Annotated in this window: 20 protein-coding genes and 1 riboswitch; of the genes, 15 read left to right on the top strand and 5 right to left on the bottom strand. The window is 43.7% G+C overall.

Annotation, left to right across the window (positions count from 1 at the left end; translation table 11 throughout):
* Positions 1 to 72: 72 nt before the first annotated feature.
* Positions 73 to 215, bottom strand: a riboswitch (TPP riboswitch).
* Positions 216 to 507: 292 nt separating this feature from the next.
* The 5 genes from pstS (at position 508) to phoU (ending at position 5,737) form a co-directional block, all read left to right on the top strand.
* Positions 508 to 1,671: a phosphate ABC transporter substrate-binding protein PstS gene (gene pstS / locus ACI2JM_RS01545; protein WP_404641599.1), complete on the top strand. Its 1,164-nt coding sequence runs from the start codon at positions 508 to 510 to the stop codon at positions 1,669 to 1,671.
* 174 nt (positions 1,672 to 1,845) lie between these two features.
* Complete coding sequence (pstC, locus tag ACI2JM_RS01540; RefSeq protein ID WP_404641598.1) at positions 1,846 to 2,799, top strand: phosphate ABC transporter permease subunit PstC; 954 nt, start codon at positions 1,846 to 1,848, stop codon at positions 2,797 to 2,799.
* Between the two features lie 91 nt (positions 2,800 to 2,890).
* Positions 2,891 to 3,787 carry a phosphate ABC transporter permease PstA gene (gene pstA / locus ACI2JM_RS01535; protein ID WP_404641596.1) on the top strand — a complete coding sequence of 299 codons (897 nt, stop codon included), beginning with the start codon at positions 2,891 to 2,893 and terminating at the stop codon, positions 3,785 to 3,787.
* A 97-nt stretch (positions 3,788 to 3,884) separates the two neighbouring features.
* Positions 3,885 to 4,811 (top strand): phosphate ABC transporter ATP-binding protein PstB, encoded by a 927-nt coding sequence (gene pstB, locus ACI2JM_RS01530; RefSeq protein WP_087814967.1) that lies wholly within the window; start codon positions 3,885 to 3,887, stop codon positions 4,809 to 4,811.
* A gap of 119 nt (positions 4,812 to 4,930) precedes the next feature.
* A complete protein-coding gene (gene phoU, locus ACI2JM_RS01525; protein WP_055123676.1) occupies positions 4,931 to 5,737 on the top strand; it encodes a phosphate signaling complex protein PhoU in 807 nt (268 codons plus the stop codon).
* 89 nt (positions 5,738 to 5,826) lie between these two features.
* Here the strand turns inward: phoU and ACI2JM_RS01520 are convergent, their stop codons facing one another.
* Entirely contained in the window at positions 5,827 to 6,117 is a 291-nt protein-coding gene (locus ACI2JM_RS01520) for an oxidative damage protection protein (RefSeq protein WP_045443086.1), read from the bottom strand.
* A gap of 306 nt (positions 6,118 to 6,423) precedes the next feature.
* On the bottom strand, positions 6,424 to 7,797 hold the full coding sequence (gene argH, locus ACI2JM_RS01515) for an argininosuccinate lyase (RefSeq protein WP_404641718.1): 1,374 nt from the start codon (positions 7,795 to 7,797) through the stop codon (positions 6,424 to 6,426).
* A gap of 125 nt (positions 7,798 to 7,922) precedes the next feature.
* On the opposite strand from argH, the gene ACI2JM_RS01510 reads away from it, so the two are divergent.
* The 6 genes from ACI2JM_RS01510 to ACI2JM_RS01485 all read left to right on the top strand — a co-directional run bounded on the left by ACI2JM_RS01510 (position 7,923) and on the right by ACI2JM_RS01485 (position 14,076).
* Positions 7,923 to 9,074 carry a sensor histidine kinase gene (locus ACI2JM_RS01510; RefSeq protein WP_404641593.1) on the top strand — a complete coding sequence of 384 codons (1,152 nt, stop codon included), beginning with the start codon at positions 7,923 to 7,925 and terminating at the stop codon, positions 9,072 to 9,074.
* Between the two features lie 304 nt (positions 9,075 to 9,378).
* Complete coding sequence (locus ACI2JM_RS01505; protein ID WP_404641591.1) at positions 9,379 to 10,116, top strand: LytR/AlgR family response regulator transcription factor; 738 nt, start codon at positions 9,379 to 9,381, stop codon at positions 10,114 to 10,116.
* Positions 10,117 to 10,333: 217 nt separating this feature from the next.
* Positions 10,334 to 11,368: a hydroxymethylbilane synthase gene (hemC, locus tag ACI2JM_RS01500; RefSeq protein WP_404641589.1), complete on the top strand. Its 1,035-nt coding sequence runs from the start codon at positions 10,334 to 10,336 to the stop codon at positions 11,366 to 11,368.
* A gap of 98 nt (positions 11,369 to 11,466) precedes the next feature.
* Entirely contained in the window at positions 11,467 to 12,450 is a 984-nt protein-coding gene (locus ACI2JM_RS01495) for a uroporphyrinogen-III synthase (RefSeq protein ID WP_404641587.1), read from the top strand.
* Between the two features lie 101 nt (positions 12,451 to 12,551).
* Positions 12,552 to 13,529, top strand: coding sequence for a hypothetical protein (locus tag ACI2JM_RS01490; protein WP_404641585.1), 978 nt, complete (start codon positions 12,552 to 12,554; stop codon positions 13,527 to 13,529).
* 58 nt (positions 13,530 to 13,587) lie between these two features.
* Positions 13,588 to 14,076, top strand: a complete 489-nt coding sequence (locus ACI2JM_RS01485) for an acyl-CoA thioesterase (RefSeq protein ID WP_404641583.1) — start codon at positions 13,588 to 13,590, stop codon at positions 14,074 to 14,076.
* Positions 14,077 to 14,169: 93 nt separating this feature from the next.
* Here ACI2JM_RS01485 and ribBA read toward each other — a convergent pair whose 3' ends face one another.
* Both ribBA and ACI2JM_RS01475 read right to left on the bottom strand, forming a co-directional pair.
* On the bottom strand, positions 14,170 to 15,282 hold the full coding sequence (gene ribBA / locus ACI2JM_RS01480) for a bifunctional 3,4-dihydroxy-2-butanone-4-phosphate synthase/GTP cyclohydrolase II (protein WP_055123670.1): 1,113 nt from the start codon (positions 15,280 to 15,282) through the stop codon (positions 14,170 to 14,172).
* A 329-nt stretch (positions 15,283 to 15,611) separates the two neighbouring features.
* A complete protein-coding gene (locus ACI2JM_RS01475; protein WP_404641581.1) occupies positions 15,612 to 16,901 on the bottom strand; it encodes a replication-associated recombination protein A in 1,290 nt (429 codons plus the stop codon).
* A gap of 430 nt (positions 16,902 to 17,331) precedes the next feature.
* Here ACI2JM_RS01475 and ACI2JM_RS01470 point away from each other — a divergent pair, with 430 nt between their 5' ends.
* Together ACI2JM_RS01470 and ACI2JM_RS01465 are read left to right on the top strand one after the other, a co-directional pair.
* A complete protein-coding gene (locus tag ACI2JM_RS01470; RefSeq protein WP_404641716.1) occupies positions 17,332 to 17,838 on the top strand; it encodes a type IV secretion protein Rhs in 507 nt (168 codons plus the stop codon).
* A gap of 72 nt (positions 17,839 to 17,910) precedes the next feature.
* A complete protein-coding gene (locus ACI2JM_RS01465; protein ID WP_404641579.1) occupies positions 17,911 to 18,861 on the top strand; it encodes a hypothetical protein in 951 nt (316 codons plus the stop codon).
* A gap of 172 nt (positions 18,862 to 19,033) precedes the next feature.
* Here ACI2JM_RS01465 and gltA read toward each other — a convergent pair whose 3' ends face one another.
* Entirely contained in the window at positions 19,034 to 20,314 is a 1,281-nt protein-coding gene (gene gltA, locus ACI2JM_RS01460) for a citrate synthase (RefSeq protein ID WP_055123667.1), read from the bottom strand.
* Positions 20,315 to 21,343: 1,029 nt separating this feature from the next.
* On the opposite strand from gltA, the gene sdhC reads away from it, so the two are divergent.
* On the top strand, positions 21,344 to 21,730 hold the full coding sequence (gene sdhC, locus ACI2JM_RS01455; RefSeq protein WP_404641577.1) for a succinate dehydrogenase, cytochrome b556 subunit: 387 nt from the start codon (positions 21,344 to 21,346) through the stop codon (positions 21,728 to 21,730).
* A 20-nt stretch (positions 21,731 to 21,750) separates the two neighbouring features.
* Positions 21,751 to 22,137: a succinate dehydrogenase, hydrophobic membrane anchor protein gene (gene sdhD / locus ACI2JM_RS01450; protein ID WP_404641714.1), complete on the top strand. Its 387-nt coding sequence runs from the start codon at positions 21,751 to 21,753 to the stop codon at positions 22,135 to 22,137.
* The last annotated feature ends 398 nt before the right edge of the window (positions 22,138 to 22,535 follow it).

The following is a 22,535-nucleotide window of genomic DNA, read 5'->3' as shown; positions in this document are numbered from 1 at the left end:
ATAGTACATCACGCATATTAAGGTAGTAATGAGGATAAAAAAGGCATTTCTGCACGTCCTTTGCCATAAATAACAAAGTGCTTAAGACTTCCCTGCGTCGGTACTAACCGCATCAGGTTCGGCGGGTGATCTCTCAGCGAATGTATAAAGGCGACTACTTTAATAAAGAAAGCTTAAAAGTGAGTCGATAATACACCGCACCCCGAGTCTGTCAGTGTTGTAAATCAACTCAATACTAACAAAGTTCTGCAATGAGGGCTAATGATATTTAGATGAAAATATCAGGCGTTGATTTTGAGGTTCGATGTTTTTATGAGAACGACTCTAGAGTACCAGTGATTGAAATCACTTGATATTACTGAGCTGTAGATAGCTTATCTAAATATTATGTAAAGCGAATGAAAGATTCTGGAGGTTGTCATTAAACTGTCATAAAGATTTGGCAAGATAGCACGCATGTCACAAACAATACTTTTTTGTATCGTTGTTAAACTTTAGGAGTCCTACATGCGTTATTCGTTATTAGCAGTGGCCGTTAGTTGTACATTAGTGCTTACGGCATGTAATAAATCGACTGAAACGACAGAGCCAGCTACGGATAGCAGTAGCGCTGTCACCACCACTGAAGCAACCACTCAGACAACCTCTGCTTCTGCAGCAGGTTTTAAATCTGCTGAGAATATCGCTATGAATATCACGGGTGCAGGGGCATCGTTCCCGCAGCCTATCTATGCTAAATGGTCTTACGACTACAACGCTGCTACCGGTGGTCAAGTCAATTACCAGTCGATTGGCTCTTCTGGTGGTATCAAACAAATCGAATCAAAGACAGTCGATTTTGGGGCGTCTGACGCGCCGATGACGCCTGAAGAGCTAGATGCAGCAGGCTTGATTCAGTTTCCGACGGTTATCGGTGGCGTCGTGCCAATCGTTAACATTGACGGTGTCGAGCCGGGCGCGTTGAAATTAGACGGTGCAATGTTGGCAGAAATCTATTTGGGTAAGATTAGCAATTGGAATGACCCAGCCATCAAAGCCATGAACCCAGATTTGACCTTGCCAGATGCCGCTATTACGACAGTATTCCGCTCAGACGGTTCAGGGACAACGTTTAACTTTACGGATTATCTAGCCAAAGTTTCACCAGACTGGAAAGACACAGTTGGTGTTGATAAAACAGTCAAATGGCCAACGTCTGCGACTGGTGCTGGCGGTAAAGGTAACGAAGGGGTTTCAAGCTACGTCAACCGTATGAAAAACTCTATCGGCTACGTTGAGTATGCTTATGCCAAGCAAAACAACATGTCACATACTGCATTGAAAAACGCTGCTGGCAACGTCGTTCAGCCATCTGCTGAGACATTTGCTGCGGCAGGTGATATCGACTGGTCAAAACAAGCAGGCTTTTATAAAGTCATCACCAACTCTGAGACTGAGCAAGCATGGCCGATCGCTGCTGCGACCTTTATCTTGGTACATAAGCAACCAGAGAATCCTCAGCAAGTGGCTGGCGTGTTGAACTTCTTTGATTGGGCTTATACCCAAGGCGACGATGATGCCATGGCACTCGATTACGTACCATTCTCTGATGCAGCGGTTGCCTTATTCAAGGAAAAATGGAACGAGGTAAAAGGCAGTGATGGACAGCCTGTTTATAAACCTGCTCAGTAACCTATCCATGCTAATCATGAGTCAATAATTTTCTAACTATCCTCTCGAAAAACTATTCTCCGGTAGTTATTTGAGAGGTTTTATCACAGCAAATTTGATGACAAGTTTGTTGTGATAAAACCGAATGAATGCTTCTACTATTTTGACTTGATTCTATTTAATGCTGAGACACTTATGAATGATTTAAGGTCCCAACTGGCTAAACAAAAGCGCTATGACTTATTGTTTGTGAATGCTACTAAGGCTTTTGCCATATTAGTACTCTTATCGTTGGGCGGCATTTTAGTCTCCTTGATCATTGGAGCGTGGCCGAGCATTCAAACATTTGGTCTTGGATTTTATACCAGTAATAATTGGGATACGGTCGCCAATGAATACGGTGCTCTTGCCCCTATTTATGGCACGCTAGTAACGTCATTTATAGCTATTCTCATTGCAGTACCAATCAGTTTTGGCATTGCCATATTTTTGACCGAGATGTGCCCAACATTCCTCAAAAAACCACTTGGTATTGCCATTGAGTTATTAGCGGGTATCCCTTCTATCATTTACGGTATGTGGGGTTTGTTTGTCTTTGCGCCTTTCTTCGGTGATCACATTCAGCCATGGTTTATCGAGCATATAGGGCCATTGCCTATCATCGGTAAGCTATTTACGGGTGCACCAATGGGACTGGGTATGTTTACGGCATCCCTTGTACTCGCCATTATGATTATTCCATTTATCGCCGCCACCATGCGAGATGTTTTTTCGGTCGTGCCAGACCTGCTTAAAGAATCAGCATATGGTATGGGCGCGACGACGTGGGAAGTGATGTTTAAGATTATCCTGCCGTATACCAAAGCTGGCGTGGTTGGTGGCGTTATCTTAGGACTGGGTCGGGCATTGGGTGAGACGATGGCAGTGACTTTCTTGATTGGTAATGCCTTTAACATCAGTCCGAGTCTGTTTACCTCAGGTGTCACTATTACCTCAGCATTGGCTAACGAGTTTGCCGAAGCGTCGAGTGAGCTACATTTGGCTTCTTTATTACATTTAGGCTTAATCTTATTTGTCATCACCTTCATTGTACTATCTCTAGCAAAACTCATGCTCATGAGCATGGATCACAAGGCAGGCAATCGGTAGTCGTTTGACAATCTCGATAGGTCTTTTACGGATTTATTGGACGTCGATAAACATTGATGGATATTGATAAAAGATATGGGAAATAAATAGTATGGCTGCGATCAATGCACCACTACCGACTCAGCCAAACAGCGCTAACCGCTACAACCAAAGTCTTTATAACAAGCGCCGTTTGACCAACAAATTAGGTCTAGGCTTTGCCATGTCGGCGATGGTTTTTGGACTGTTTTGGTTGTTTTGGATTTTGTTGACGTTATTTGTTGAAGGCTTTCAAGGTATTGTGCAGCTGCCTATTTTTACTGCTGACACACCGCCACCGATGAGTGCGGGCGGGCTGCGTAACGCCATTGTCGGTTCAGTAATGCTCGCGTTTTCAGGATTGTTTATCGGTGCCCCTATTGGTCTTATGACCGGTATTTATTTATCCGAGTTCGCTCAAGGCAGTATGCTTGGCAAGGTAACGCGTTTCTTAAATGATATTTTGTTATCCGCACCCTCGATTGTGATTGGTCTTTTTATTTATGCATTGATGGTAAAAGGTCAAAGTTTCTCTGGTTGGGCAGGCGCGTTGGCATTGGCATTAATCGTTATTCCTGTGGTCGTACGTACCACTGAGAATATGCTCAATCTGGTTCCTAATAGCATTCGTGAAGCGGCTTACGCACTTGGCACACCCAAGTGGAAAATGGTGACTCAAGTAACGATTAAGGCCGCGAGAGCAGGACTGACCACTGGCGTGTTACTGGCATTTGCTCGAATCACCGGTGAGACAGCACCGTTGCTATTTACGGCGCTTAACAACCAGTATTTCAGTACCGATATGGGTCAGCCTATTGCCAACTTGCCCAATACCATCTATCAGTTTGCGATGAGTCCTTATGATAACTGGCATACCTTAGCGTGGGCGGCAGCGTTGCTAATCACGACCTCTGTCTTGGTATTAAATATTTTGGCAAGGTTTATCGGTAGTAGAGGTCAGGCTAAATAAAGGCTGATGGTAAATTAAGGCTTGTCCTAGATTACCTCGAGCATTTACTTCCATTTATATTCATTGAGCTGGATTGGAACATATTATGAATGACGTCATGAGCAAAATCCGTACAAAAAAGCCTGTCGATAAATTCAATGCGGCAGATAAATTTAATCCAACAACAGACAGTTTATTAAACAGACCGATGTCGACAGCAGCACAAATGGAGCAGCCAGATATTGCCAGCCTAACCAAACAGACGCTTCATGATATTCCCAAAAACATGCCTGCAGCAAAAATGCAAATTCGGGATCTGAATTTTTATTATGGTGACTTTCAGGCGCTAAAAAATATCAATATCGATATTCCTGATAAAAAAGTCACTGCTTTCATTGGTCCTTCAGGTTGCGGCAAATCGACGCTGTTGCGTACCTTTAATCGGATGTATGATTTATATCCAGGGATGCGGGCAGAAGGCAATATTAATCTTGATGGCAACAATATCTTGGGCAAAGATGTCGATGTTAATTTGCTACGCGCCCAAGTCGGTATGGTCTTTCAGAAACCAACCCCGTTCCCGATGTCAATCTATGACAATGTCGCCTTTGGAGTACGCCTTTATGAAAAGTTGAGCAAGGCTGAGCTAGACAATCGGGTAGAGTGGGCACTCAAAAAATCTGCATTATGGCCAGAAGTAAAAGACAAGCTCAAAGCATCAGGGCTTTCGTTATCAGGCGGTCAGCAGCAACGCTTGTGTATTGCGCGTAGCGTCGCGACCAAGCCTGAAGTATTGCTGCTTGATGAGCCGACATCAGCGCTTGACCCTATCTCGACAGGTGCTATCGAAGATTTGATTGAAGACTTAAAACAGGATTACACCATTGCCATCGTTACGCATAATATGCAACAGGCTGCACGAGTGTCAGATTACACCGTCTATATGTACTTAGGCGATATGATTGAGATGGGCGAGACCGACCAGATATTTACCAAGCCTGCCCAAACCGCCACGGAAGATTATATTACCGGTCGTTATGGCTAACATCGCGGTCTGAGCAAGGACGACGTGCTCGATACGTTCAATAAGATATCGTGAGCCAATCTGTTCGACTCAACAGCCACACCGCGCTACCAAAATATGGATTTTAGGGAATACCTCTTATGCAAAGCGATAAGCATATCTCCAAAAGTTTTGACCAAGATCTTGATGAAGCTATCCGTTTGTTTTTATACATGGGCGATAGCGCGGCCAACCAAGTGGCGAAAGCGATCCATGCGCTTATCGATAAAAATGAGACACTGGCGCAAGAGGTGATTGATATGGACTTTGATATCAATCGAATGGAAGTCGAGTTGGATGAGCATATCTTGCTATTGGTCGCCAAACGTCAGCCCGCCGCCAGTGATTTACGCTTGGTCATGTCCATCAGTAAAGGCGTGGTTGATTTAGAACGCATCGGTGATGAAGCCGTCAAAATTGCTCAGATGGCCAAAAAAATTGCGGCACAAGGTAAACTGTCGTATGGTTATGCAGAAGTTCAACATCTTAGCAATCAAGTGCGTCTCATGCTACACAATGCACTAGAGGCATTTAGCCAATCGAATGCTGAGCAAGCGTTTGAGGTCATGCGTAACGATAGCATGGTCAATGATGAGTATCAGTCAGCCATCCGTGCTTTGATGACCTATATTATGGAAGATTCACGGCACGTTTCAAAAGTCATTAATATTATGTGGGTATTGCGCGCGCTTGAGCGGGTAGGCGATCATGCACAAAATATTGCAGAACTGGTGATTAACTATATTAGTGGGCAAGATGTGCGTCATTCCGACTATGCGCTGGTAGAAAAAGCGGTGCAAGAAGCCAATGACCGTATGGCGGCGCGCCAAGTCAGCACCCTGTCTGCCACTAAACCTGCCGTCAAGTCAGCCACGGATTTTGTAGACTCAAACGGTGATGAGGGCTGAAAAAAACAGTTCATCGTAAATTTTACATCCAAAAAAACGCGCGATATTAAATAGCGCGTTTTTTATATTGTGGCAATAATAAAAAATAACTAGCTCTCTGGCGTCCAACCTTGTGCACGCTCATAATCTTCATTATCTAAAAATTTATCTCGTTGTTCGGTGAGGAATTTTTTGGCAGCAGGATCTAACATACTTAGATGATTTTCGTTAATCAGCATCGTTTGCTGTTCAAGCCATTCTTTCCACGCTTTGTCAGATACGGTTTCTTGTAGCTCCTGACCTTTTTTATTAGGGAAAGGCGGGTGCGGCATTTTTGGCAATTCTTGCTGATATTTACGGCAAAATACCGTATTGGCTTGTGGATTAAAAGTCTCAGTCATAAGGCGTTCCTTATTATGGTTTGGTTATTATAAAAATATGTTATTGAATCACTCATGAGAATAGTTATACCAAACCCAAAAAGTAAGATTAGCTGTGTCAAACTCGCTTAGCCTACAAGACGTAGTACTTTCACTCGTTTTCCTTGCTACTCTAATTTCTGTGAATGGTATTAGTTAGCACTTATTCAGCATAAGTGACTTAAATATTATTAGCTGAATTGACTTTACCTCATCATGGTATCAAAAACACCCGCAGCAGGGGCGGGTGTTTTTTATGGTAGAAGCTGTCTGGTCAACAATGCGCTTTTACGCGAATACCTCTAAACGGCTACGACCGCGAGCAACGGCTTGCTTAACTTGATTTGGCGCTGTACCACCTAAGTGGTCACGGGCTGCTAATGAGCCTTCTAACGTTAAATATTCAAAGACATCATCACCGATTGCATCGCTAAATTGTTTGAGCTGTGCCAATGATAAATCACTCAAATCAACGCCCTCGGCAATACCCAAAGCAACGGCATTACCGACCACTTCATGCGCATCACGGAAAGCCACACCATTACGTACCAAATAATCTGCAAGGTCAGTGGCAGTAGCATAGCCTTTCATTGTGGCAGCGCGCATGTTTTCTTTATTTGGGGTGATATTCGGTAGCATATCAGCAAAAGCCAATAAACAGCCGGTGAGGGTATCGACGCAATCAAACAGTGGCTCTTTGTCTTCTTGGTTGTCTTTATTATAAGCCAGTGGCTGACTCTTCATTAGACTTAATAGTGTCATTAATTGCCCAAAGACACGTGCCGCTTTACCGCGCACCAACTCTGGTACATCAGGATTTTTCTTTTGCGGCATGATAGAGGAGCCAGTACAAAAGCGATCAGGGATTTGCACAAAGTTAAACTGCGCTGACATCCATAGGATAATCTCTTCGCTCATCCGTGACATATGCATCATCAAGATAGAAGCGGCTGAGGTAAATTCAATCGCAAAGTCACGATCTGAGACGGCATCAAGCGAGTTTTGGCAAATACCTTCGAAACCTAACAGCTCAGCAGTAATGGTACGATCGATGGGGAATGTCGTGCCAGCAAGGGCAGCACTACCAAGTGGCATCTGATTAATACGGCGGCGCGCATCGACCAGACGTTCGGTATCGCGGTATAACATCTCAAACCACGCCATGACGTGATGACCAAAGCTCACTGGCTGCGCCGTTTGTAAATGCGTAAAGCCGGGCATAATAGTGTCCGTATGCTGCTCAGCCAAATCAAGCAAACCACTTTGCAAGCGTACTAATAAGGCAATGATATTATCAGTCTCTTCGCGTAGCCAAAGACGAATATCGGTGGCAACCTGATCGTTACGGCTACGACCTGTATGCAGTTTTTTACCAACTGCACCGATGATGTCAGTCAAGCGCGACTCAACATTCATGTGCACGTCTTCTAGCGCGATTGACCATTTAAACTCGCCAGCCTCAATCTCGCGCAGTACCTGATGCAGACCATAAATAATGGTGGCTACTTCGTCAGCGGTCAAAATGTCACATTCTTTAAGCATGGTCGCGTGGGCGATTGAGCCTTGAATATCGTGACGCGCAAAGCGTTGGTCAAAGCCAACAGAGGCGGTGAAGGCAGCGACAAAGCTGTCCGTCGCTTCACTGAAGCGTCCGCCCCACATCTGCTGGCCTTGGCTGTTTGAAGGGCTGCTTACAGGGTTGTTTTGTGCAGCGTTATTTGTTATCGGAGCATCTGTGCTAGAATCAGAGACAGATGGGTTTACATTTGATTCGGGACTACTAGGTTTTGAAGAATTGGCGTTCATATCGGTACAAGACAAGTCAGCAGAATAAGAGCTCAAGTATAGCAAAGGATGAGGTTGCCTTACTAGCGGAGCGCTTAGAGTTTTTTATTCCTAAGCTCATGGAAGTCATGAAGCCTTGGCAGTGGTTCATTTATATCTTTTTTTGGTCGCTATTTGTCACGGTGACGAATCGCTATGATATTGCCACGTGGTCAGATTTTTTGATTCAGCTGTTCAGCAGAGTCCTGCAAAACACCTTAAACATTATTCCTGCGTTATACATCATTGATTATTTGCGCCCCATTTTTAAGGGCATGAGCATACCTAAAGCCAGCATGTATGTGCTTGCCTTACTAATGATTACCTCCATCATATCCATGATCTTAGTCATGCTGGTGATGATTAATGTTGGTTGGTTTGAATATGATCGTCAAACTTTTATTCTAAATATATTGTTTGATGTAATGATTAGTGGTGGCTTTACCTTAGTGTTCTTACTGTATTTTTTACGTCGTTATCGTGAGACGAATGCGCTCAAACAATCTTTTGAGCAGAAATTGAGTGCACAAAACGATGTGATCAAAGCACGAATCGCTCCGCATTTTTTCTTTAATACCATTAATACCCTTGTGTCACTGATAGAGTCCAATCCAGCAAGAGCTTCCGCTTTATTACAGCACGTTTCTGCCTTATTCCGCGCCAGTTTCAATGGGGCACGAGAGATTAGCTTTGAAGAAGAAATTGCTCTTTGTGAGCACTATCTAGCGATTGAGTCTAGCCGCTTAGCGGATAAGCTTGAAGTGAGTTGGCAATTGCCTGACGAAGATGTCATGTATGACATGGTGATTACCGCCTTGACCTTACAGAGCGTGCTAGAAAAAATGCTGCTGAATGTGGTGGAGATGACCACTGAAACCATTTATATCAATATTAGAGTCACTTGGCAGCAGCATCGGGTTGTGATTACGATTGGTGTCGAGCTGCCGAAAAAAACCATGATTATTAACCATGATTTACGTCAGCACATGAATTTTTATATTCAAGCGGAACGCTTACGGGCTTATTTCGGCCAAAGTGCGGATATTAAAAGTAGCGTTACCAGTAGTCAAATTATTACTGTCATCGACTATCCGCTGCAAGATGTTAGTTTATGACCATTTTTTTTTGGCTTAATTTTGTATTTTATTTCTCAATAAATAGGTATGGCATACTTATTGCACCATCTTTATAGCTAATGGGTTGTTTTACTTTATATTTAGCCATGATTCCCCATAAAAATTATTATCGATAAATGCATCGCAATAAAACTCAATGCATAAGACTATCAACGTCAATATAGCCAGTTATTGTTTTATGAAATAATTAAAGGTTTTTATGCTAAGTGATTGGTAATGAGTGCTAATATGTTGGTAAGGCCATTGAAAAAAATACTAAGTTTATCCTGGGATTGGAGTTTGCATGCGTATCGTAGTTTGTGATGATGAGCCACTAGCACGTGAGCGTTTGGTTAGAATTGTACAGGAGTCAGGTCATCAAGTCGTTGCTCAAGCAACCACGGGTGCAGAAGCCATTATCGCTGTCAAAACTCAGCAGCCAGACATCATATTATTAGATATTCGTATGCCTGAGATGGATGGGGTGCGCTGTGCGCAAGAGCTTGCCAAGCTTGAGCATCCGCCAGCTATTATATTTGTCACCGCTTATGATCATTATGCCATTGCCGCGCTAAAAGCCAATGCGATTGGTTATTTATTAAAGCCTGCCAATAAAGATGAGTTGCTAGAAGCACTAGATAAAGCGAAAAATTTGAACGCGGCGCAGTTAAATGAGATTCGTAAACTCGAAGACCCAACAGCGCGTCCAGTACGTGAGCATATCGCTGCTCGTACTCACCGAGGCGTTGAGCTCATCAAGCTCAAAGATATCTATTATCTTACCGCCGATCAAAAGTACGTCAAAGTCCGTCACAAAGATGGCATTGTCCTGATTGATGAGACGCTAAAAGAGCTTGAACAAGAATTTGAGGATCGGCTGTTTCGAGTACACCGTAATGCCATCATCAACCTTAGCTTTTTGGACTTTTTAGAAACGTTGGATGCAGGACAATATCAAATACGCTTTAAAGGCATTGATGAGACACTCGCGGTTAGCCGCCGTCACTTACCTGCATTACGTGACAAGATTCAAAGTATGTAAGCTGCGGTTTGCATAGTGAAATAACAGCAAAATAACCGTGAAATAATCATCCCATATCATCAAACCCTTATTTATGCTTAAATAGGGGTATTTTTTTGCGTCAGCATTGACTATATATGGTTTATATCGCCCATTTTTTGTGGAAAATTTGCAGTATTGTCTAATACTGACCTGCATAGTACTGACGTAAACAGTATCGAATTTATTGAGGCCCTTTATGAGCAATCCGCAGCAAACTGCTTTGACTACCTTGAATATCGCCACGCGTCAGAGCCCTTTAGCATTATGGCAAGCTGAGCATATCCGTGCTCGTCTACTAGATTTGTATCCTGAATTGACGATTAACTTGCTAAAAATTGTCACTAAGGGTGACAAGATTTTGGACACACCTTTGGCTAAAATTGGCGGTAAAGGTTTGTTTGTCAAAGAGCTTGAGCAAGCGCTATACGACAAACAAGCGGACATCGCGGTACATTCATTAAAAGACGTACCGATGCAGCTTCCTGAAGGCTTGATGCTGGGCGTCTATTGCAAACGCGCCTCACCGACTGATGCTTTTGTGTCTAACACCTATAATAGTATTGATGAATTGCCGCAAGGGGCAGTCGTTGGCACGTCAAGTTTGCGTCGTCAGTGTCAGCTTAAAGCCTATCGCCCAGACCTACAAATCAAAACCTTACGCGGTAACGTCGGTACACGTTTGGGCAAGCTGGATGCTGGCGAGTATGATGCGATTATTTTAGCAACCAGTGGTTTGCAGCGTATCGAGCTGGATGAGCGCATACGCGGCGAGCTTGATATCAATGCCTGCCTGCCTGCGGTTGGTCAAGGCGCCTTAGCGATTGAATGCCGTGAAGGTGATGATGAGGTGTTAAAATTACTGGCACCACTGAATGATGATAAAGCTCGTATCCGCCTCATTGCTGAGCGCGCGCTGAACCATCACTTAGAGGGTGGCTGCCAAGTGCCGATCGCCGCTTATGCCGTGTTACAAATGGCGGATGAAACGAGCAGCAACAATGATGATAACAGTGACAATGGCAATAACGACAACGGCAATGTGTTATGGCTACGTGGCCGCGTCGGTCAAGCGGATGGCAGCGAGCTGCTAAAAGCAGAAAAACGCGTCACGTTGATTGGCACACAAGCCGAGCAAGAAGTACAGGCTAATCAGCTTGGTATTGATGTTGCCAATATACTGCTTGCCGATGGCGCGGGTGATATCTTATCCGCGATTTATCATCCTGAATAACAGGCCAGTATTTTGATTATCTTAGTCATAGCCCCAGTATTATTGATGCTAGGGCTATCGTTAAGCCAATTCTATCAGTCTTTTGTCATGGTACGTCTATGTCATCAACATTAAATCACGCCCAGCTTATTGCTAACAGTCAATCAAATAATGAGTCATCACCCACGCAAGTAGTCATCAATACTCGCCCAGTGGAGCGTGCCGCTGCATTGACAGATCATCTACAAGCAGCAGGGCTGACGGTGGTAGAGATACCGATGTTGACGTTACAATCGCGCCCAACGACTGAGCAAGACATGACGCTGATGCGCCAGTGGCTAGCAGGCGATTATAAGGCGCTTGTGATTGTTAGCCCAACGGCGGCCGCTTCAGGACTGGCTGTTTGGCAAGCGCTTGAAGATAAGCGTCAAGCTCAAAACCATGACGATGATAATGACGGTGAGCGAAAAGATATAGCAATTAATGCTCTGCAAGCTCCGAGCTACTTGATTGCCGTGGGTGAAGCGACTGCGTCAGTATTAAATCATGCCAAAATCGAGGCAACGAATTACCAAGTGCTTCAGCCTCACATTGCCAATAACGAAGGTATGCTAGCGATGCCTGAGATTGAGCGTTTGCAAGCAGGTGACAAGTTGCTCGTGTGGCGCGGATTGGGTGGTAGGCGATTATTGGTCGATACGTTGCTGGCACGCGGTGTGCATATCGATAGCATTGCTTGGTATGAGCGCATAATGCCAGTCGAGGCGATGACTCAATACGAGCAGTGGCTACAAGGGGTTTTAGCTCGCAATGGTATGCAAGATACATCAGCTAGTCAGCCAAAGCCAATCGTTGTGGTCAGTAGCGGTACAGCCTTTGAGCATTGGGAAAGCGTCGTTCGGGCTGTAGCAGAAAAGGCATTAAAGCAAGAAACAGCCAGAGAAACCCCCGCTATTTTGCCCTATAAATTGTCAGACTTTTCTTATGTGGTGTTGGGTGAGCGTTTAGCCAATATGGTCGCTGAGCAGCAGTTAAGTTATTGGCGTGTAGAAGATTTGGCGCCAGAAACCATTCTTGCTGCTATCCATGCTAAAGCCTCTTGAATGTATAAATGTACCAACCGATGACCTGTCCTTATCTATTACGTTTCACTTTTTATTTATTCGCTTTAAACCTGTTTTAACCAAAATAACGGTGCTGCCTTATGTCAATCAATTCTGAATCGTTATCTCAGGAACCTTCTGCTACTCAGCAGCGCCGACAAGCAAATGTGTTTTTGTTGCGCCTGCAGTGGCTGGTTATCTTGTTGCTTATCGCCGCTCTATTGTGGCTCTACATCAGCCAGCAGCGTTTCCAGCATAGTGTTAATGAGCGTTTGCAAAGCAACGAGCAAGTCGTCAGCCGTTTGAATGAGATGGATGACCGTCTATTTGCGATGAGTCAGCAGACGCTGCCAGAGCCTCGATCTGCCGCCAGTAGCCAAGCGCAAAACCAGTTAGATTTATTGCGTATTCAGATACAAGCCGCTGATAGATTGTTGGCAGACAATAACGACAGTGCAGCGATTGATTTGTTGCGTGGTCTACACTGGCAGCTTTCGCAAAGCAGCAATGAGATTGCTCCAGCGCTAACGGTTGTGATCAAACAAAGCTTGATGAAAGACATCGAACGTTTGCAGGCGAGCAGCACTCAGCCCAGTCCTTGGCAGCTACAAAACCTCGCCATCCAAAATATTCAAGAGTTTTTGCACAGCTATGAGCGTGTGAGTAGCGAGGCGACACCGCACAATAGCGCTGATAATAATATGAGCCTCTCGCGCAAACAACTGACCATTCACGAAGTGATTATGACCTTAAATCTGGCCAGTCAAGCCAGTAATATGCGCGAACAAGAGCAGCTGATTGGTTATCTGCGTCAAGCACGAAATCAACTACAAACCTTGGTGCCGAAGTCTGCTATTCCTCAAGAGTCAGCGCCAAAGGCAGCCATGACTAATACTGAAAGTACCTCTAATGCTGCGTCCGTAGACAAAAAGCAAACCTCTACCGACAAGAACCTACAAACCAGATCCTCTCCGACAAATATCGCAGAAGTCATAGATTGGTTAGATAAATTGATTGCCAATGCACCGAAACCAACGCCATTGTTGACCACTCAGATTTTGGATAAATCTCAGCGTTAGTGGTTCAGTGGATGTTGATGGATAGATTTATGAATATAAAAATAAGAGAAATGACGTTATGAACAGTTTGAATCAAGCAGCACATGCAGCCTCTAATATCGCAGATAATCATCCTGACGAATTGTCTCATTATCCCATTATTCATCACCAGCCCATTCACTGGGGCGAGATGGATGCGTTTAACCATTTAAATAACGTGATTTATTACCGTTACGCTGAATCAGCACGAATTGGCTATTTGCAGGCGCTAGGTATGTTTGATGGCAGTATGGTGACGGTATTGGCACAATCTAGCTGCCAGTATTTACGCCCAGTGACTTATCCTGATACTTTGCTATTAGGAGTGCGCTGTCAGCGTTTAGGGAATACGAGTATCGTGATGGAATACAGCTACTATAGCACCGCGCAAGCGGCCATCGTCGCGACGGCTGAGGCAGTCGTGGTACGGCTCGATAGTGAGGGAAAGCGTAAGTTAGCTTGGACAGAGGAAGAGCGCGCTCGGCTATTGGCATTAGAAGCAAAAGTTGGTCATATACCAAAGCTTTAGCACTGAATATTAAATAAATGAAAAAAAGGCACGCTAACGTAACGTTAGCGTGCCTTTTACTATTTGACTGGTATCTAATCAAACAGTCAAACACTAATCTTGCTTTGGCGCATGTACGAAATCGATGACGTTCAAGTCAAAGCCTGATAATGCGTAAAACTTCATGGGTGATGATAATAAACGCATATCACGAACGCCTAAATGACGCAAAATCTGTGCGCCAACACCAATGCTGCGATACGGCTGCTGAGTAATGGTCGATTGCGACTCATTGTCTGCCGCTTTGTCTAACGCCTCTCCTAAATCTATTGGCTGGTTGCTACCAATCCAAACTAATACGCCGCGATCTGAATTACTGATTTCCTCCAGTGCTGAGCGCACGCTCCAGCCACTACGACCCGTCATATCATTTTTGGCAGCAAACAAGTCGCGTAGTGGGTGAAAACCATGGACACGGACGGTGCTGACGCCTTCGCTCACATCGCCTTTTACCAAAGCCAAATGCGTTTCATCAGCGCCAAATTCGCGGAAGCGATGTAGCGTAAAGGTGCCGTATTCCGTTTCAAAAGGACGCGACTCAATTTCTTCTACCGTTTGCTCGTTCGCGATGCGGTAGTTGATGAGGTCAGCAATTGTACCCATCTTGATGCCATGCTCTTCGGCAAATATCTCAAGGTCATCACGGCGCGCCATCGTACCATCAGCATTAATGATTTCGACAATCACTGCTGCGGGCTCAAGCCCTGCTAGGCGTGCTAAATCACAACCAGCTTCTGTATGCCCAGCGCGATGCAAGACGCCACCATTTTGAGCCATGATTGGGAAGATATGTCCAGGCTGGACGATGTCTTCAGGTTTTGCCGAAGAAGAAACCGCGGCTTGAATCGTACGAGCGCGATCAGCAGCAGAGATACCTGTCGTAACGCCTTCAGCGGCTTCGATAGAAACCGTAAAGTTGGTACTAAATTTTGCCTCGTTACGATCAGACATCAGCGGCAATGCTAACTGTTGACAGCGTGCTTGTGACAAGGTCAAGCAGACCAAACCACGTGCATGAGTAATCATAAAGTTAATATCTTCAGGGCGCACATGGGTCGCTGCCATAATGATATCACCTTCATTTTCACGGTCTTCATCATCCATCAAGATGACCATCTTGCCAGCACGAATGTCTTCGATAATCTCAGGAATCGTATTTAAACTCATAGTAAGTCTCAATATTTTATTATTTATAGATAGGTGTGATGGGAAATATAAAGCATTCTCTGTCTATTGTAGCAGTAGATGCTACAGGGCGCTGTTGCGGTTAGGCAAAGTGCATTGGATTAAATTGATCCACCGTAGACAGACATTATGGAATCATTGCTCATATATCAATATGAGGACATTTTAACGCTTTTCAGCCCACTGTGCTGATTCATCTCAAAACTATATGGACTAGTCTGTCAAATATAGTGATAAGTATTATTAATGGTAAAGCCGATTCACGTATTCAATGACATAGTAAGCAATGTGCTAACCTATATTGCGAGCCATCAGTCGTTGCTGGCTGCTTGGCTTTTTAGCCAATCCATAAACTGTTTACTGTGTTGCTCGCGCTGGTTGTCAGCAAATTCATAAAAGCTGGTATCAACTAAATTGTCTGGCAAATAGCTTTGCGGATAATAGTGATTGGGATAATCGTGTGGATAGGCGTAACCTTGACCATAGCCTTGATTACGCATCAGTTTGGTCACGCCATTACGTAGGTGTAGCGGTACTGGAGAGGCATCTTTTTCTGCTAACGCCATCGCAGCGTTGATGGCTTTATAAGTGCTGTTACTTTTGGCACTGGTCGCCAGATAAACCACTACTTGCCCCAAGATAATACGCGCTTCTGGCATACCAATTGATTGCACACTACGTAATGCTGCATCGGCAAGCAATAAAGCATTAGGGTTGGCATTACCAATATCTTCACTGGCCAAGATGACCAAACGCCGCGCGATAAAATCGGCAGGCTCACCGCCAACTAACATCCGCGCCATCCAATAAAGCGCGGCATCAGGGTCTGAGCCACGTACGGACTTTATCATCGCCGAGATAATATCGTAATGCTGCTCGCCATCTTTGTCATAGCGTACCAGCGCGGTCTGAGCGACACGGGCGACCAATTCATCGTTAATGACGAGCGGTGATTGCTTAGTGTCCGCCGTTTGAATAGCCAGCTCTAATAAATTTAGCGCCTTTCTAGCATCGCCATGCGCAAGTTGGCTGATAGTGTCCTGTGCTTGTAAATCAACCGTCAAACTCTTCAGAACTGAATCTTCTGAAATTGCCCTTTGCAATACCGCACTGATTTGCTCAGGCGTCAGTGGCTCTAAACGATACACTTGGCAACGTGATAGCAGAGCATTATTGACACTAAAAGAAGGGTTTTCAGTTGTCGCACCAATCAAGGTAATATCACCAGATTCGACCGCGCCCAGTAAGGCATCCTGCTGAGCCTTGTTAAAGCGGTGTATCTCATCGATAAAAACCACTGGCGATTCAAATGCCAATGAGTCCTTATTGTCTAACACTTCTCGCAGCTGTTTGACCCCAGTATTCAAGGCAGACAAGGCATGAAAAGGTCTGCCAACAGCATCAGCCAACAGCATGGCAATAGTCGTTTTGCCGATGCCAGCTTCACCATGCAAAATAATCGATGGCAGATGCCCTTGTTCGACCAAACGCCGCAAGGGCGCACCTGCCGCCAGTAGATGTTCTTGACCAATGATTGCATCAAGTGTCGTTGGGCGCATACGCTGGGCAAGGGGTGTATCAGCATGAAAATTAGGCGGCATAGAAATCTCTATTATCAATTTAAACAGCTATCAATTAGTTCATAACGACAGTGATTAATGGGTTTTTATTGCTGCATCTAAATGACTACATCCTAGATTACATTCATCATTTGTATGGAAAAATATTATATCTGTCTGTTTGGCATGATTTTCGCACTAATAAATATTAGACATGAGTAGTAAAAGTAGGCTAATTTATAAAGATGCTATTTGGTATGTGTCTTGGTATGTGGCATACACAATAGGCTAACGCAGATTTACGTTAATAAAAGTCAATCAAGTGTACAGCTTATGTCCCAAATACTTTGATTTTTATGCTTTTATCCCTATTAACGGTTCAACAGCATTGATAGATCGCAGATATCACGCGCGATTTACGACCTATCATTTGTGATCATCCATTCGTTAGGCATAAGGTATTACCGTCATGATGTCTCCGCCGATATTGCAGCGCTTGTTCGCTCGCTATTTATATCGCAGTGCCAAGCAGCAATCACGTTTGCTTACTACAGGTGAGATAGCGCTGGCGCGTTCAGTATTTGGCGACAGTATCAATCTCGATGAGGTTCAGCTCAAGACTGCTTGGTGGGTGTTGAAACATTATGCCGTTAGTCCTAATGGCCATATTTATTTTAACCAAGCAGATTGGATAATAGATTTTAGCGATGCTCCATTGAGTAAAAAAAGCTGGCTGATACATGAATTGACCCATGTATGGCAATTACAGCAAGGCTTAAAAGTGGTGCGCGGTGCACTTATTGATCGCCGTTATGATTATGTTATCAAGACAGGCAAATCCTTCTTTAACTACGGTATCGAACAGCAGGCGCGTATGGTTCAGGATTATTTTATTCGTCGTCAGCGTGGACAAGACTGTCAAGCATTAGAAGCTTGTATTCCATTTTTAATCGTGAAGTCTGACGACAATATGAAGTGATATCCATTGGCAATGGATTGCCATGACGACTTTGGTTTTTATTATTTTGCCTTAACAAGGACACGTACCCTTATGTTTAAATTTTTGCCAAAAAAGCCCAATTATAAAATGAGTAAAGGTGTGGTTGATGATTCTATCAATCAAAAAAACACCCTTTTACAGCACTCGTCAACCTTGCTTGCGGCAACACTCAGCGGCGTATTGCTGTTAAGTGGTTGTCAGCAGCAAGCAGAGATTCAACCTGCGCCAGAAGACAGTCAGAGCGTTGAGAAAACGAGCACTGAAGACAGTCAGCCTATGCGCCCAAGTGATTCTGCTGCTACCCGTATAAAGCAGTTTCAGCCTATATATGTCGCGCAAGCACAAAGGCTACAGCGTCGTTTACAAGCAGAGTATGAATCCCTACAAGCCGCTGATAGCTCAGATAGTGAGGATTCATTACTGCTGAATGATGATACTGCTGCTAGCGATATTAATACTAATAACGTGATGAAGAATAACAACGACACAGCTGATAGCAGCTCACTATCTGCTGACACCACAGATGATGAAGTGGATATCTCCGCTGAGGCTGATATCAATACCAGTACGGAAGTTGGCGAGCGTGATTTAACGGTGTTAAAGCGCATTAGCCTTGAGCCGCGTAAGCCTGTCATGCTAACAGAAGATCAAATCATCGAAAGCTACCAGCAAGCGATGGAAGCGCTTTATCAGCCTGTGACGACGCCTCTTAGCGCAGAAGATGTTGATACGTTAATTAATATCGCAACATTGGCTCCGCAGTTATTTGAGCATGCAGAAATTGCCGGTAGGCTCAGTGCCAAGAGCCCAGCATTAGCGCGTTTGATTATTCAGCATCAGGTTTGGGAGCAGATAGAAGCTCAGCAAGTGATTGATATGCAGCAGATGAAACTGAATCAACAAAAAGAATTTGAGACGCTTATGACTAAGTTTAATGACACCATTAAAGGTTATGATGAGCAAATTGCCAAATATGAGCAGACACTAAAAGAATTCCAGTAGCCGCAATTTTGTCACTCAACCAGTTATTCATTCAGTAACGGATAGGGTTTTTATAAAATGTAATGTGGCTAACCGTATCAAATGAGACAGTAAGAACCATAAAAAAAGAACCATAAAAAATCCCGCACGATGGCGGGATTTTTTATGGTTCTAAAAACTAAAATATAAGTGACTATTTACGGTCTTCAACTTTAACGAAGTCGCGATGCGTTTCACCAGTGTATAACTGACGTGGACGACCAATTTTGAACGGTGTGCTGTGCATCTCTAACCAATGGCTGATCCAACCAGAAGTACGAGCCAATGAGAAAATAACGGTAAACATTGACGTTGGGATACCGATGGCTTTAAGGATAATGCCCGAGTAAAAATCAACGTTTGGATACAAGTTACGCTCAACGAAGAACGGGTCTTCTAAAGCGATTTTCTCAAGTGCCATGGCAAGCTCAAGCTTAGGATCATTGATGCCCAATGCGCCTAATACTTCGTCACAAGTTTCTTTCATCACTTGTGCGCGTGGATCAAAGTTTTTATAAACGCGATGACCAAAGCCCATCAGTTTCACTTCACGGCTTTTCACTTTTTCCATGAATTCAGGCACATTTTCAACTGAACCGATCTCATCTAACATCTCAAGCACGGCTTCGTTCGCGCCGCCATGTGATGGTCCCCAAAGGGCGGCGATACCAGCAGCGATACACGCATAAGGGTTAGCGCCAGTAGAACCTGCTAGACGTACCGTAGACGTTGACGCGTTTTGCTCGTGGTCAGCATGTAAAGTAAAGATTTTGTCCATGGCGCGAGTGATGACGTCATTGGTTTGGTAATCAACATCAGCAGGCGTGGCAAACATCATGTATAAGAAGTTTTCAGCATAGCTAAAGTCATTGCGTGGATACATGAACGGTTCGCCTTGCGAGTATTTATAACTCATCGCAGCAAGCGTTGGCATTTTAGCGATTAGACGGATAGCCGTGATTTCACGATGCTCTTCGTTACTGACGTCTAATGCTTCATGATAAAACGCGGATAAAGCACCAACGACACCAACCATAATGGCCATCGGATGCGCGTCACGGCGGAAGCCTTCAAAGAACTTGCGCAATTGATCATGAACACCCGTATGCTTACGGATTTTTTCAAAGAAATCTGCTTTTTGCTCAGCGTTCGGCAAGTCGCCATGAATCAAGGCATAAGCCACTTCTAAATATTCAGCATTGTTTGCCAATTGATCGATAGGGTAGCCGCGGTGTAGTAGCTCACCTTTACCGCCATCAATATAAGTAATCTTTGATTCAACAGGAGCGGTTACTTTAAAACCAGGGTCATAAGACCAAAACCCTGATTCTTGTAGAGCAGCAATATCTAGAACTGGACGCCCTAAAGTACCTTCGATAATAGGAAACTCGTATTCTTTACCATTGACGGTTAGTTTGGCATTAGTGTCAGCCATAAATTGCTCTCCATTGGTTTTAGCTTGTTAGAATAAAATTACGACAGACGCATACCCTCGGTCTATCGTTAGTCAAATCATAAAAATGCATTTAACTCATTTAATACGCAGGGTATATTAGCAGTAATTACTTATGATTTGAAAAGACTTTTACCATCAATAGCACCAATTGGCACGGTTTAGTCGTGTTTATTCACTGTAATTTTTGTATCAAAATATGTCTGATTGGTTATTTTGCTTAGAAAGCTTGTTTTTATGACAGTAAGTACAGCTACATTATCCGCATAATTTTTAAAGAATTTTACGATAATAATGTAGCAGGTTTTATTAATATTCGGGTTAAAAACAGACAGAGTATGCGTAGTAGACGAATTGAGTTTGGCGTAAATTTCCTCAAAATTGAGCAATTTTGGCAAATACGTATGACCGCTGTCTATTTATTTGTTAACCCAGCGTTTGCCTTTTACTACTTAGGGGATAAATTTGTAATTATCGCCCAGTCATTTTATAATTGTAGGAACTTAACTGGCACTCGCTTTGTGCGAATTGATAAGTGGTCATGATGTAGTGTCGTTTTTCTATTCATACTCGGTTATGGCTGAGTAGCACAAGAGCAACGACGCACTAGCGTTTTGATAGACAATATCTGTAATCCATGGTTTGAATGCTTTTGTTAACTGTTCTATTTTTAAGTCATTAGTAAAAGGGCTGTATTGATATCGATGACGGAGTAGCGTTGTTTTTATTGATATGACCAGTAAAAATAGACTAGTTAATCGATCTTACTCATGTTTATTTTCTTTGTTGTATAATAGACGGGTTGTTTTATAGACCTGTCGATTTGACGAGCGATATTAAACAGTTTATCAATACCTTGAACCCCACGATCCTTTCTTCATATTTAGCGCAAACTAAACGAAGTCAGCTAGCTCTTCCTTACTTTATTCGTCTCGTGTGTTGCTCAATGCTTAATCGACATCAGTGATATCAAGCGTTGATAGCAGATACAGGAGTATAACCGCAAAAAGGATGCCCGCTGTGAAAAGCAACCGACCTATTGATCTGCCTTTAAGCCAAGTGATTAGCGTTAATCGCTCACCGATTGCGATCGCCTCTATCTTGCATCGTATCTCTGGCATTATTTTATTTTTATTGATTCCTGTCATGCTGTGGTTACTACAGAACTCATTGGCTTCGGCTGAGAGCTTTAAAACCGTATTTGACAACGTACTTGTGCGCTTCTTAGCATGGATATTTGTTGCCGCGATTGCTTATCACTTTGTGATGGGTATTAAGCACTTATTCGCTGATATGGGCATGAACGAAGAGCTAAAATCTGGCCGCACTGCGTCTATGGTTAGTTTTGTGATTGCAGCAATTCTAATTGTCGCGTCATTTGTATGGGTGATGTTCTAATGATAAAAAATGATTCAGGAATCAAAAGTGCGACTGGTCTGACAGGTTCAGGCTCACGCGATTGGATTATCCAGCGTATTAGCGCTGTCGTTTTAGCCGTTTATAGTGTGGTATTGCTGGGCTTCTTTTTGATGCACGGCGAGGTTACTTATCTTGAATGGTCATCATTCATGACCAGTTTGCCTATGCGCCTATTTAGCTTGGTGGCGGTACTTGCCCTAGCTGGTCATGCTTGGGTTGGTATGTGGACCGTGTTCACCGACTATATCACGACTGGCAAATTGGGCTCAAGCGCAGCGGGTCTACGCTTAGTGCTACAATCATTGATGATTATCGCTATTTTAGTGTTTCTATTTTGGGGCATTATGATTTTTTGGGGTACTGGTTTCGGTGTGGTTGCTGTTTAACGATAGCCAATCCCCTATAATCTGGATACGGTGTCAGGCTCGCTTAGTCTACTATTTGTAGTTCTGGTGACATGCCTTCCTTGTATCCATATTATATTGAACAGACTATGTATTGATAATATTTATTTATCTGTAACTTGATTTATCTATAAACAATAACGGACGCGACTAGCAAATGTCAAAGTCATCCGTTAGTAGCCAAAAATAGTCATAGCCAATCATAGCGTTGGACATCATTGACTTAGCCAGTCACTTATATAATAGGTGCGCTATGGTTTAGTCAGTGAGCGAACCCAATATAACGATAGATATGCAAATTAGGTGGTTAAAGGTTGTGAGCGTCATCCACTTTGATAATTGCAAATAGTGGCAAGACAATAAAGTGTTTTGTCCAGCAA

This window comes from Psychrobacter sp. NPDC064578 (assembly GCF_044901245.1).
In the GTDB taxonomy this organism is placed as follows: domain Bacteria; phylum Pseudomonadota; class Gammaproteobacteria; order Pseudomonadales; family Moraxellaceae; genus Psychrobacter; species Psychrobacter cibarius_C.
The sequence above is the reverse complement of the archived record's forward strand: the minus strand, read 5'-3'. Positions and strand labels throughout refer to the sequence as shown.

What these genes read in the sequence shown, in the direction of transcription:
- ACI2JM_RS01475 (WP_404641581.1), bottom strand. Translation starts at nt 16,901, where the DNA reads ATGCCGCCTAATTTTCATGCTGATACACCCCTTGCCCAGCGTATGCGC.
- pstS (WP_404641599.1), top strand. Translation starts at nt 508, where the DNA reads ATGCGTTATTCGTTATTAGCAGTGGCCGTTAGTTGTACATTAGTGCTT.
- ACI2JM_RS01520 (WP_045443086.1), bottom strand. Translation starts at nt 6,117, where the DNA reads ATGACTGAGACTTTTAATCCACAAGCCAATACGGTATTTTGCCGTAAA.
- ribBA (WP_055123670.1), bottom strand. Translation starts at nt 15,282, where the DNA reads ATGAGTTTAAATACGATTCCTGAGATTATCGAAGACATTCGTGCTGGC.
- pstC (WP_404641598.1), top strand. Translation starts at nt 1,846, where the DNA reads ATGAATGATTTAAGGTCCCAACTGGCTAAACAAAAGCGCTATGACTTA.
- gltA (WP_055123667.1), bottom strand. Translation starts at nt 20,314, where the DNA reads ATGGCTGACACTAATGCCAAACTAACCGTCAATGGTAAAGAATACGAG.
- phoU (WP_055123676.1), top strand. Translation starts at nt 4,931, where the DNA reads ATGCAAAGCGATAAGCATATCTCCAAAAGTTTTGACCAAGATCTTGAT.
- hemC (WP_404641589.1), top strand. Translation starts at nt 10,334, where the DNA reads ATGAGCAATCCGCAGCAAACTGCTTTGACTACCTTGAATATCGCCACG.
- ACI2JM_RS01490 (WP_404641585.1), top strand. Translation starts at nt 12,552, where the DNA reads ATGTCAATCAATTCTGAATCGTTATCTCAGGAACCTTCTGCTACTCAG.
- ACI2JM_RS01465 (WP_404641579.1), top strand. Translation starts at nt 17,911, where the DNA reads ATGTTTAAATTTTTGCCAAAAAAGCCCAATTATAAAATGAGTAAAGGT.
- ACI2JM_RS01470 (WP_404641716.1), top strand. Translation starts at nt 17,332, where the DNA reads ATGTCTCCGCCGATATTGCAGCGCTTGTTCGCTCGCTATTTATATCGC.
- ACI2JM_RS01485 (WP_404641583.1), top strand. Translation starts at nt 13,588, where the DNA reads ATGAACAGTTTGAATCAAGCAGCACATGCAGCCTCTAATATCGCAGAT.
- sdhC (WP_404641577.1), top strand. Translation starts at nt 21,344, where the DNA reads ATGCCCGCTGTGAAAAGCAACCGACCTATTGATCTGCCTTTAAGCCAA.
- argH (WP_404641718.1), bottom strand. Translation starts at nt 7,797, where the DNA reads ATGTGGGGCGGACGCTTCAGTGAAGCGACGGACAGCTTTGTCGCTGCC.
- pstA (WP_404641596.1), top strand. Translation starts at nt 2,891, where the DNA reads ATGGCTGCGATCAATGCACCACTACCGACTCAGCCAAACAGCGCTAAC.
- ACI2JM_RS01495 (WP_404641587.1), top strand. Translation starts at nt 11,467, where the DNA reads ATGTCATCAACATTAAATCACGCCCAGCTTATTGCTAACAGTCAATCA.
- ACI2JM_RS01505 (WP_404641591.1), top strand. Translation starts at nt 9,379, where the DNA reads ATGCGTATCGTAGTTTGTGATGATGAGCCACTAGCACGTGAGCGTTTG.
- pstB (WP_087814967.1), top strand. Translation starts at nt 3,885, where the DNA reads ATGAGCAAAATCCGTACAAAAAAGCCTGTCGATAAATTCAATGCGGCA.